General features: G+C 60.9%; 11 protein-coding genes. 5 read left to right on the forward strand and 6 right to left on the reverse strand.

Annotated elements, in window-relative coordinates:
* Positions 1-651 (forward strand): aldehyde dehydrogenase family protein (locus VGG64_22675; GenBank protein ID HEY1602425.1); only part of this gene is annotated, 651 nt, incomplete at its 5' end.
* 58 nt (positions 652-709) lie between these two features.
* Here VGG64_22675 and ruvB read toward each other — a convergent pair.
* The 6 genes from ruvB to VGG64_22705 all read right to left on the reverse strand — a co-directional run bounded on the left by ruvB (position 710) and on the right by VGG64_22705 (position 5974).
* Complete coding sequence (ruvB, locus tag VGG64_22680) at positions 710-1708, reverse strand: Holliday junction branch migration DNA helicase RuvB (protein ID HEY1602426.1); 999 nt, start codon at positions 1706-1708, stop codon at positions 710-712.
* Positions 1709-1997: 289 nt separating this feature from the next.
* Positions 1998-2624, reverse strand: coding sequence for a Holliday junction branch migration protein RuvA (gene ruvA / locus VGG64_22685; GenBank protein HEY1602427.1), 627 nt, complete (start codon positions 2622-2624; stop codon positions 1998-2000).
* A 56-nt stretch (positions 2625-2680) separates the two neighbouring features.
* Positions 2681-3208: a crossover junction endodeoxyribonuclease RuvC gene (locus VGG64_22690; GenBank protein HEY1602428.1), complete on the reverse strand. Its 528-nt coding sequence runs from the start codon at positions 3206-3208 to the stop codon at positions 2681-2683.
* Positions 3209-3342: 134 nt separating this feature from the next.
* The gene (gene cysS, locus VGG64_22695) at positions 3343-4944 is read right to left on the reverse strand and encodes a cysteine--tRNA ligase (protein ID HEY1602429.1); all 1602 of its coding nucleotides are present in this window, start codon (positions 4942-4944) and stop codon (positions 3343-3345) included.
* On the reverse strand, positions 4938-5405 hold the full coding sequence (ispF, locus tag VGG64_22700; GenBank protein HEY1602430.1) for a 2-C-methyl-D-erythritol 2,4-cyclodiphosphate synthase: 468 nt from the start codon (positions 5403-5405) through the stop codon (positions 4938-4940). The genes cysS and ispF overlap by 7 nt, the downstream gene beginning before the upstream one ends.
* A gap of 218 nt (positions 5406-5623) precedes the next feature.
* The gene (locus VGG64_22705; GenBank protein ID HEY1602431.1) at positions 5624-5974 is read right to left on the reverse strand and encodes a hypothetical protein; all 351 of its coding nucleotides are present in this window, start codon (positions 5972-5974) and stop codon (positions 5624-5626) included.
* 181 nt (positions 5975-6155) lie between these two features.
* On the opposite strand from VGG64_22705, the gene VGG64_22710 reads away from it, so the two are divergent.
* The 4 genes from VGG64_22710 to VGG64_22725 form a co-directional block, all read left to right on the forward strand.
* Entirely contained in the window at positions 6156-7490 is a 1335-nt protein-coding gene (locus VGG64_22710) for a DUF1501 domain-containing protein (GenBank protein HEY1602432.1), read from the forward strand.
* Positions 7491-7694: 204 nt separating this feature from the next.
* Entirely contained in the window at positions 7695-8729 is a 1035-nt protein-coding gene (locus tag VGG64_22715; protein HEY1602433.1) for an ABC transporter ATP-binding protein, read from the forward strand.
* 26 nt (positions 8730-8755) lie between these two features.
* Entirely contained in the window at positions 8756-9571 is an 816-nt protein-coding gene (locus VGG64_22720) for an ABC-2 family transporter protein (GenBank protein ID HEY1602434.1), read from the forward strand.
* 284 nt (positions 9572-9855) lie between these two features.
* Positions 9856-10385: zinc ribbon domain-containing protein (locus VGG64_22725; protein HEY1602435.1), on the forward strand; the 530-nt coding region annotated here is incomplete at its 3' end.

A 10385-nucleotide genomic window follows, 5' to 3' on the forward strand; every position in this document is an offset into this window, starting at 1 on the left:
GCCGACATGGAGCAGGCGGCGGTCGGAACGCACTTCGGGCTGTACTTCAACCAGGGCCAGTGCTGCTGCGCCGGCAGTCGGCTGTTCGTGCAAGAAAAGGTCTATGACAAGGTTATCGACAAGATCGCTGCCATGAACAAAACCCGCCGCGTGGGCAATCCGCTCGATCCCGCCACCGAGCAAGGCCCGCAGATCGATCAGGCGCAGTTCGACAAGATCATGCACTACATCGACCTGGGCAAGAAGGAAGGAGCGCAGTGCGTGTCGGGCGGCAATCGGGTCGGCAATCGTGGCTATTTCATCGAGCCGACGCTGTTTACCGGCGTGAACGACGAGATGTCGATCGCCAAGGACGAGATCTTCGGCCCTGTGTTGTCGGTGCTCAAGTTCAAAGACGCCGAAGAGATCATCGAGCGCGGCAACAACACATTCTACGGTTTGGCCGCAGCAGTCTGGACCCGCGACATTAGCAAGGCCCACCACCTGGCGGCAAAGCTACGGGCCGGCACGGTGTGGATCAACTGCTACGACGTCTTCGACACGGCCGCCCCGTTCGGCGGCTTCAAGATGTCTGGCATCGGCCGCGAGCTAGGCGAAAGGGGCCTGGAAGCCTACACCGAAACGAAGACCGTGACGGTGAGTTTGGCGTAGGCACGTGCAACCTGACGATGCCTTAGCATCCGACCAAGCTGAGCGTTAAAGCGCTACGTCAAAACAGCCGCGGTTGGTCATCGGCCGGTGGGGTGACGTGCAGGTGTTCGTACGCCTCGGGTGTGGCGCGGCGGCCGCGTGGCGTGCGCACTACCAGGCCCGCGCGCAACAGAAACGGCTCGACTTCGTCTTCCAGCGTGTCGGGCGCGGCGTTCATCGTGTGGGCCACGGCGTCGACACCGACCGGTCCGCCGTGAAACATGCGGATGATCGTGTCGAGATACTTGCGATCCTGCGAGTCGAGGCCGCGGTGGTCGATGGCCTGCATCTCGAGAGCGGCTTTCGAGAGGGCGTGCGTGATGCGGCCATCGGCTTTGCTGGTGGCATAGTCGCGCACCCAGCGCAGGCGGTTATTGGCCAGGCGGGGCGTGCCGCGGCTGCGCACCGCGATCTCGCCGGCCGCCTGATCATCGATTGCCGCCCGCAACTTCGCCGCGCTGCGACGGACGATCTCGGTCAGCTCCTCGATGGAATAGAAATCCAAATGCTCGCGCATCTGAAACCGATCACGCAAGGGCGCCGATAGCATGCCGGTGCGCGTCGTAGCGCCGATCAGCGTGAACGGCTTGAGCGGCATGTTGATCGTGCGGGCGTTCACCCCCTCGCCCAGCGTGATATCGATGCGGAAATCCTCCATGGCCGGATAGAGAAATTCCTCGACGGCTTTGGGCAGGCGGTGAATCTCGTCGATAAACAGGACCGAGCCCTCTTCGGCATTGGTCAAGTACGGTACGACGTCCTTGGGAGCCATTAGCGCCGCGCCGCTGGCGATCTGCACGCCGACACCCATGTCGCGGGGAATGACCGTAGCAAAGGTGGTCTTCCCCAAACCGGGTGGGCCATCAAAGAGGATATGCCCGAGTGTCTCGCGACGTTTTTGCGCTGCATCCAGCGCGATAGCCAAGCGCTCGCAGACTTCGCGCTGGCCAACCATGTCGCGCATCCGCTGCGGGCGCAGGGCACGATCCTCGGGGTCTTCGGCGAACGGCTCGCGCACTTCCGGCGCGGTACTGGCTTGCAGAATTGGCTCGCGCACCCGGGAAAAGCCCTCCGTAACAAGGCTCACCGGACATGCGGTGAACGGGTGTTAACTAATGGCGCGAGTATAGCAAACCGTGATCGGACTCACCACGCACGCACCAAGAAGAAATACCTCGGATCCACGAAAGCAACGAATGACACTGATTGGATGGAGATCGCAAACTCTGACCGCCGCCGCGACTTATTTTATTGGCTTCTCCGTGCCTCAGTGGCTCCGTGGCGAGTCTGCATGTTTCTGTGCTTCCTCACTTTCCCAGTCGCTGTTGATAGATGGCCTGCAGCAGCGCCTGCACGTCGCCATATTTTTTCTTGCCGGCCAAGGCGGCGTCCAACAGTCGGCGGGCTTCGGCCTCGGAGTGGCCCAATTGCCTGAGCACCTGGAACGTCTCGTGCACCAGGTCGTGCTCTTCGATCGTGTCGAAGGCTTCTTCGCGCGCTACCAGCAGCGCGAACTTCGGCACCTTCCGCCGCAGCTTGGCTATGATTCGCTCCGAGGTCGCGGGTCCCACGCCGGGTAGGCTTGCTAGCACTTTGGCATCCTGTTCCTCGATCGCCGTAGCCACCTCGCGCACAGGCCGTACCATGGCCCGCAGGGCTTTCTTCACACCCACCCCGTCGACGGAACAGAACAGCTCGAAAAACTCGCGCTCGACCTCGCTCAGAAAGCCGATCAGGCGGGGCGTCATCCGTCCCTGCATTGGGTTGCCTTCTAGATAGTCGATCGTGTGCAAGCTGATTTCCTCGCCCACGCGATGCTGCAATTGCCGCCGCGCGAACTCGGGAATGAACACCTCGAAGTCAAAGGCGCCGAATCGCAGGTTGGCGACATCTTCGGAAACGGACAGCAGCTTCCCAGTTATTTTTGTGATCACAGGCGAGTCAGTTTCGTCAGGGTGTAGAGAAAGCTTAGGCGCGATACGCGTTCGGATCACGCACGACGCCGGGAGATCGCGGTCCATTCCGGCTGCGTGTAAAGATGGCATAGCGCCGCGGCCAAGGCATCGGCCACGTCGTGCGGTTCCGGCACCGTGGTTAGGCCCAACTCGCGAGCCACAGCGCGCTGCATTTGCGATTTCGACGCCCGGCCCGCCCCGGTCAGAGTTTTCTTGATGCGCGTGGCGCTATAGCTCACCACCGGAATGCTGGCTTGCGCGGCAGCCAGACAAATGACGCCGCGGGCGTGTCCCATCAAGATCGAGGTCCGCGGCCGCTTGTAGTGTGAATAGAGCTCTTCCAGTGACATGCAGCACGGGCCGAGCGAAGCGATCACTTCGGCCACGCCCTCGAAGATCTCGGCCACTCGCGCCGCCAGCGAGGTGCGCGTACGTCCGCGAATGACGCCAGCCTCGCACACCTTCGGCCCGCGCACTGCTATTTCGAGCACCGCGTAGCCCGTGGTGTTCAGGCCAGGGTCGATGCCAAGGACTCGCGGCGGAACGGAATTCACAGTCGCCATGCAAGACCTGCCAGGAAGCGCTCGACGAGAAGTGCGGAATGCTGAACGAAGAAAACAAACTGCCCACACGGCTCGAACAACGCGTTCATTCAGCGATCATCATCCCGCGTCCGTCGGTTGTGTGCCCGCCTTCATCATTTCTGCTGAATCGTCCAGCCGGTGCCGTCGGGGCGGTCTTCGAGCGTGACTCCGAGCCCTGCCAGGCGGTCGCGAATCTGGTCCGACATGGCAAAGTTCTTGGCCTTGCGCGATTCGGCCCGCACCGCGATCAAAAGCTCGATCAATTGGCTCGTCAGCCCGGCATCAGCCGGCGCGGCGGCGGCTGGCGGCGCGCGGAATAATCCCAGCGTGCCGGCCAATTCTCGCAAGATTCGCGCGCCTGCCTTTAGCGCAGCCACGGCCACGGCGCTCGACTTGCCGGCTCCTTCGAGATTCTCGGCATCGACAAACTTGTTCAGCGCCGTAACCAGCTCGTGCAGCACGCCGATGGCACCCCCGGTGTTGAAATCGTCGTCCATCGAAGCCAGGAAACGCTCGCGCAGCGTGGCGACGTCGGGTCGTGCGGCGTCCAGCGCCGCCGCATCGGCCGCAGTGCGCGATTTGGGGACTTCAACTTTGTAGAAGCTCTCGCCCGTCACGCGCTCGTAGCGCTGGAAAAAACGGTAGAACGTGGTTAGGCCCTTCTCGACTTCGGAAATGCGCTCGTCACTGAAGTCGATCGGTCGACGATAATGGGTCGACAGCAGGAAGAACCGAATCGTCTCGCCGGCGTAGTTTTTCAACAGATCGCGGAATGGGCTGGCGCCTTTGGACTTGCCGATCTTCCCCGATTCCTGCGCCGCCTGATCGCCGGCATCGATTTCGCGGGTGGCGCGGCCGCCGACTTTGCCGACCTCGTTCGAGGCTTGCATCAGGCCGTTGTGCATCCAGTACTTGGCCTGCGGCTTGCCGTGGGCGCACTCGCTCTGGGCAATTTCGTTCTCGTGATGCGGGAAGACCAGATCTAATCCCCCGCCGTGAATATCGAACGTCTCGCCGAGGATCTTGCGGCTCATGGCCGAGCACTCGATGTGCCAGCCCGGTCGCCCCTTGCCCCATGGGCTGTCCCATGACGGCTCACCCGGCTTGGCCCCTTTCCACAAGGCGAAGTCGGCCGCGGCCCGCTTGCGGCCCGCCATCTCGCCCCCGTCTCCGTGCATCGACTCGATCGAACGGTTGCTGAGCTTGCCGTAGTCCGCGTCGCGGGCCACGTCAAAATAGACATCTCCATCGGCCTGGTAGGCGTAACCCTTGTCGACCAGGGACTGGGTCAGGGCGATGATCTCGTCAATCGTCGCCGTGGCGCGGGGAAAATGATCCACCGTGTCGACGCCCATCGCCGCCAGGTTGTCCATGTAGTCGGCGATCATCTCTTCAGCCAACTGAGCCATGGTCATGCCACGATTCTTCGATTCGACAATCAACTTGTCGTCGACATCGGTGATGTTGACCACCCACGTGACGTGGTAGCCACAATACACCAGGTATCGCTTCACGGCATCGAAGATGACCGGTCCCACCATGTGTCCAATATGACTGGGCTTGTAGACCGTAGGCCCACACAGATAAATGCCCACCTTGCCGGGTACCACCGGGTCGAAGGGCTCTTTTGTCTTCGAGAGCGTGTTGTAGACGCGGATCGACATGGTGTTCGTGGAGGAAGTCTTGGGCTGGGAGGCGGTTTCGGTGGTCAGCATTGCTCGAGTAATACGACACACTCGGCCATGATGACTTCCCGCAGGCCGACAGGGCCAACGCCCTCGCCGGTTTTGGCTTTGACCCCAACGCAATTGGGCGGGATCGCAAGTAGGGAAGCTAGCCGCTGGCGTATCTGCTCCTTATAGGGTGACAGTTTCGGCCGCTCGATGAATACGATGCAGTCCAGATTCAGAATGCGGAAGCCGGCTGCCGTGACGCACGCTAATGCCTTGAGCAGCATCTCGGCCGAATCCCGCCCACGATTGGCCGGATCGGTATCGGGAAACAGCTCGCCAATATCCCCCAGGGCGGCGGCGCCGAGCAAGGCATCAGTGACAGCGTGCAGGAGCACGTCGGCATCGCTATGCCCAAACGCCCCGTGGTCGTGCGGGACATCGATTCCCCCCAGCCGTAGCGGCCCGCCCGGGACGAGCCGATGGGTGTCGTGGCCGATGCCGATTCGGGTGCCTGGCGTAGCTCGTTCTCCGCAAGCGGTTTAGGTGATTCTGCGCAACTGCCGCAAGTGGCGGATTATAGCGAAACAGCTCGGTTGGGACAACGCGAGCGAGGACGAGGCCAAGGGCTCGTTTGATGGCGCAATACGGAATTCGCCGGCAAAGGTATTCCTCCTCAAAACAGATTGGAGGTAGCGAGAGAGGATGGCGCGCAAGTTGACACCTAGGTCACACTGTATTTACCGCGACGACCGATGACTCGCAGGTGCGCGCGGTCTGGCAGGCCTCGGATGACGCGCCAGTATTCCTCTCGCGCATCGTCGTCAATTTCGATGCTGCCAGAATACAGCCGATCTCCCCCACCTTTCTTGCATCCGCTGATCCAGTACTCCTCGCCCGACTCCACTTCATAGTAGTTTGCTTTGAATCCATCCCCCTTCAAACTGCGGAAGCGCTTGCCCTGGTAGTAAATCGTCTTTCCCGTCTTCGAGAATGTAACTCTCCCGATGCGCGCCGGGCCCGAGATTCCACCGGCCTTGCACTCGACATTCATGATTCGCGAGATGGACTTCATGCCCCTAATTTACCTGGGCGATTTGAGATGACAAAGCTGCCGGCGCCGTCTCGGTGCAGGTTTCGCAAACTCGCCACTAGCGATGTCGCCAACCCCCCGGAATTGACACGCCCCGATCCCAAAGGCTAGGCTCTGTAAGCATAAATGGGTGTTGATGCAAACGGCGGCGAGGTTTCTCGGCATGATCGATCTTGGCCAGCAACGATCGAAACTGTGTGCCGGCGTATCGCGCAGATCGTTTCTCAAGATCGGCTCGCTGGCGGCGGGCGGTCTTTCACTCCCCACGTTGCTGCGGACTCGAGCACAAGCGGGTGACGCGAAAAATCGGCCCCCGCGTGCTGTCATACAGTTTTATTTGGAAGGGGGTCTGACGCACCACGACTCGTACGATCCCAAGCCGGCCGCGCCGCGGGAAATTCGCGGACCGTTCTCGGCCATTGATACAGCGGTACCTGGCGTGCAATTCTCCGATCAGTTGCCGCGCCAGGCGCAAATCGCCAATAAGCTAACCGCCTTGCGCGCCGTGTCGCACGGCACGGCCGATCATGCCACGGGTCAACACTGGATGCTGACGGGTTATCCCGGCGGGACCAATCGTGCGGCTGGCGGTAACGACCAGCCTGCCACCGGTGCGGTCGTCTCGGCCTTATTGGGCTCGGACCAGCGCGAGTTGCCCAGCTATATGACGTTGTCGAATCGTGGCGGCGGGTATGCCTATCGTCACGCGGCCTATCTGGGCGTGGCGCACAATCCGTTCGATGTTTTCGCCGATCCTAATCGGCCGCAGTTTCGGGTTCCGAACCTGGCGATCGAAAACGGATTAGAGGGCGTGCGCCTCGACGATCGCCTGGCTCTGGTGCACAAGTTAGACAGCTTGCGACGCGACATAGACCAGCGGGGCGAGATGGCGGGCCTCGATGCCTTTACGCGGCAGGCCTTTCATCTCATCACCGGCGCTCGGGCGCAAAGCGCCTTCCAAATCGACGCCGAGAGCACGGCCATGCGCGAGCAATACGGCCGTACACGCATCGGTCAGTGTACGCTCTTGGCGCGCCGGCTGGTCGAGGCCGGAGTTCCTTTCATCACCGTACACGACGTGGGGTGGGACAATCACGACAGAATCGAACAGGCCATGCGCGGCAAGCTGCCCCCCCTAGACCAGGCCCTAGCGGCGCTCGTTACGGACCTTGACGAGCGTGGTCTGCCCGATGACGTGCTCATTTTGCTGATCGGCGAATTCGGTCGCACACCACGCATCAACGCCAACGCCGGTCGCGATCATTGGGGCAACGTCTTTTCGGTGCTACTCGCCGGCGGCGGGCTGCGCCATTGTGGAGCCTACGGAGCCAGCAATGCTCAGGGCGCCAGTCCCGTGAGCGGTACCGTCAGCCCGGGCGACATCTTTGCCACGATGTACCACTTTCTGGGAATTGATCCGCATTCGACCGTCCACGATCTGTCTGGCCGCCCGGTGCAATTGCTGCCCGAAGGGACTGTCCTTTCCGCGCTCGTCTGAGCTTGTCTGGGCCGCCGTACGATGGAAGAAGGCGTGCTCGCACACCCGCCTTGACCCGCAAAGTTCGTCGGGTTGGCGAGACAGCCCTGCGATCCGTGCCAGGCGAGCGACCCAGAGTCCGCCCATCTTTGGGTACAGACCTGCAAAAGTCCGTTTCGTGCCCTCGGTTCGATTTTCGACGCCGTGACTCTATAATCCCCCTGCATGGCAATTATCGAGCTAGACGGGCTGTCGAAGTCCTATCGGGTTTATCAGAAGCGTGAAGGCCTGGGGGCCTCGTTGCGAGGATTGTTCCGTCGGCAATATCGCACGGTCGAAGCGGTGCGCGGTATCAGCCTGAAAGTCGAGCAGGGTGAGTTTGTCGCCTTCCTCGGCCCCAATGGAGCCGGCAAGACCACCACGCTCAAGCTCCTGTCGGGCGTGATTACTCCCTCGGGCGGAGCGGCTCACGTGATGGGCTTTGTCCCCTGGAAGCGCGAGAACCCGTACCGCCGCCGGTTCGCCCTGGTGATGGGGCAGAAGAACCAACTGTGGTGGGATCTGCCTGCCCAGGAATCGTTTCGCCTACACCAGCAGATTTACATGATCGAACCGGAGCGCTTCGAGCGCACCCGCGACGAACTGGTCGACTTGCTGGACGTCCGCCGACTGCTCGGCCAACCGGTGCGCGAGCTGTCGCTGGGCGAGCGGATGAAAATGGAACTAATCGCGGCTCTGCTCCATTCCCCCGAAGTATTGTTTCTTGACGAGCCGACGATCGGACTGGATGTGATCGCGCAGCACAACATTCAAGGTTTCCTGCGGCACTATCAGCAGTTGCGACAGATCACGATCCTGTTGACCAGCCACTATATGAAAGACGTGGCCGCGTTGTGTAAACGCGTGGTGATCATCGCGCACGGGCGGATTATTTACGACGGGTCGCTGGCCGGCATCATCGACCGTTTCAGCCATCACAAGGTTGTCACCCTGCAGTTCGCCGACGGTGACGATCGCATGCCCAGCGACCTGGCTCGTTATGGCGAAGTCATCGAAGAGCAGGCTCCCAAGGTCAAGCTGCGCGTGGACCGGCGTGCGGTGGCCGAGGTGCTGGCCAACATCCTGGCGCAGCAGGCCATCGAGGACGTGAGCGTGGAAGACCCGCCGCTGGAAGATGTGATCGCGGAAATGTTCTCGACGGCCGGCGAGCACGCGGCCAACGAGGAAGCGATCGATCAGGCCGCCGCCCGCGTGGTGTAACTGCAAATTTGGGGAGCCGACTGCCCGTGTACGCCCGAGCCCTGACCTGGTGGACGATTCTGCGGATCTGCCTGGAAGAGCGATTGGTCTATCGTGGCGACTTCGCGCTCGGCACCTTGATGCGGTTCCTGCCGTTCGTGACGCAAGTGTTTTTGTGGGGCGCCGTGTACGCGGCGCGCAATAACTCGACGTTGGCCGGCTACACGTACAACGAGATGATCGCCTACCTGCTGCTGACCAACGTCAGCCGCGCTTTTTCGAGCATGCCCGGACTGGCTTCGACCATCGCCCTGCAAATCCGTAACGGCGAGATCAAGAAGTTTATGATCCAGCCGATCGACATGATTGGCTTTTTGCTCTTGGGGCGCGTGGCGCACAAACTGGTGTACTACGCCATCGCCATCGGACCTTATGCGCTGGTCTTTTATCTATGCCGCAGCTTCTTTGCAGGCTGGCCCGATGCCATGACGATGGGCGCCTTTATCCTGTCCCTGGTGATGTCGTTCCTGCTCGGCTTTTTTCTGGAAGCCACGCTCGGCATGGTGGGCTTCTGGATCCTGGAAGTCAGCTCGCTGTTGTTCGTCTATCAGTTGTTCAGCTTTTTCTTTTCCGGACAGATGTTCCCGATCGACATCCTGCCCGAGCTCGCGCGCAAAATGGTCGACCTGCTGCCGATCCCGTACATGGCCTATTTCCCGGTGGCCGTATTCCTTGGCAAGGTCACGGGCAGCGACCTGGCGTGGGGATTGGCCGTGCAAGCCGGTTGGGTCGTGTTCTTCTTCATCGCCAGCCGAACCGTGCTGCGACTGGGCTTCAAACGCTACAGCGGCTACGGCGGGTAGCGGCTGAGTGGAATTCAGAGAATTATCTTCTCAACGGCATACCCCCTCGCTATGCTGGTTCGCGTTACCGCCGATTTTTGGGCACAATTCTATGGCGGGACCGGGCTGTATCGTTTCTTGGATTTGATAGTTGCTGCGTGCGCCGACCGTTCGACGTGTTTCGCACCGCTATGAGCAAGAAATCGCACCGTCGCGCTTGGCGGCAGCGACCAAAACGCCGCGGTCGTGTCATCGGGCTATCGACCGTAACGCCGCGACTGCGTTCATCAAAAGCGAGGTGGGCAATGATCGTTTTTGGGACCCGCGGTGTTACTTCCTCGGCGGCGTCGGGCAATTTCTACTGCCCTAGTTGCCGCGGTCAAAGCTCGTACACCCACAAGCGCGTGCGTAGATTCTTCACTCTCTATTTTATTCCCGTGATCCCACTCGGAACCATTGGGGAATACGTCGAATGCGGGGGCTGCAAAGGCACGTTCAAGCCTGAAGTGCTGCACCTCGATCCGGCCGCGGCACAAACAGACTTCGTCGCCGAGTTTCATCGGGCGATGCTACGCGTGATGACAAGTATGACGATGATCAACGGGCCGATCGGTGACCAGGAAATGGACCGTATTCGGACCATTTTTCAGAAGTTGACCGGCCAGGCGCCTGCACCCGACGAGGTGCAGCTCGCCATGAAAGATAGCACGGCAGCACCGCACAGCATCGTCGCCGCGCTGGCGCCGATCGCGCAAAACGTCAACGATCATGGAAAGGAGCTGATTGTTAAGGCGGCATGCTTGGTCGCATCATCGGGTGGCGGCTTTCAAGCCGA

The organism is Pirellulales bacterium (genome assembly GCA_036490175.1).
Classification (GTDB): domain Bacteria; phylum Planctomycetota; class Planctomycetia; order Pirellulales; family JACPPG01; genus JACPPG01.

What these genes read in the sequence shown, in the direction of transcription:
- cysS (HEY1602429.1), bottom strand. Translation starts at nt 4,944, where the DNA reads ATGCTGACCACCGAAACCGCCTCCCAGCCCAAGACTTCCTCCACGAAC.
- VGG64_22690 (HEY1602428.1), bottom strand. Translation starts at nt 3,208, where the DNA reads ATGGCGACTGTGAATTCCGTTCCGCCGCGAGTCCTTGGCATCGACCCT.
- VGG64_22710 (HEY1602432.1), top strand. Translation starts at nt 6,156, where the DNA reads ATGATCGATCTTGGCCAGCAACGATCGAAACTGTGTGCCGGCGTATCG.
- VGG64_22715 (HEY1602433.1), top strand. Translation starts at nt 7,695, where the DNA reads ATGGCAATTATCGAGCTAGACGGGCTGTCGAAGTCCTATCGGGTTTAT.
- VGG64_22705 (HEY1602431.1), bottom strand. Translation starts at nt 5,974, where the DNA reads ATGAAGTCCATCTCGCGAATCATGAATGTCGAGTGCAAGGCCGGTGGA.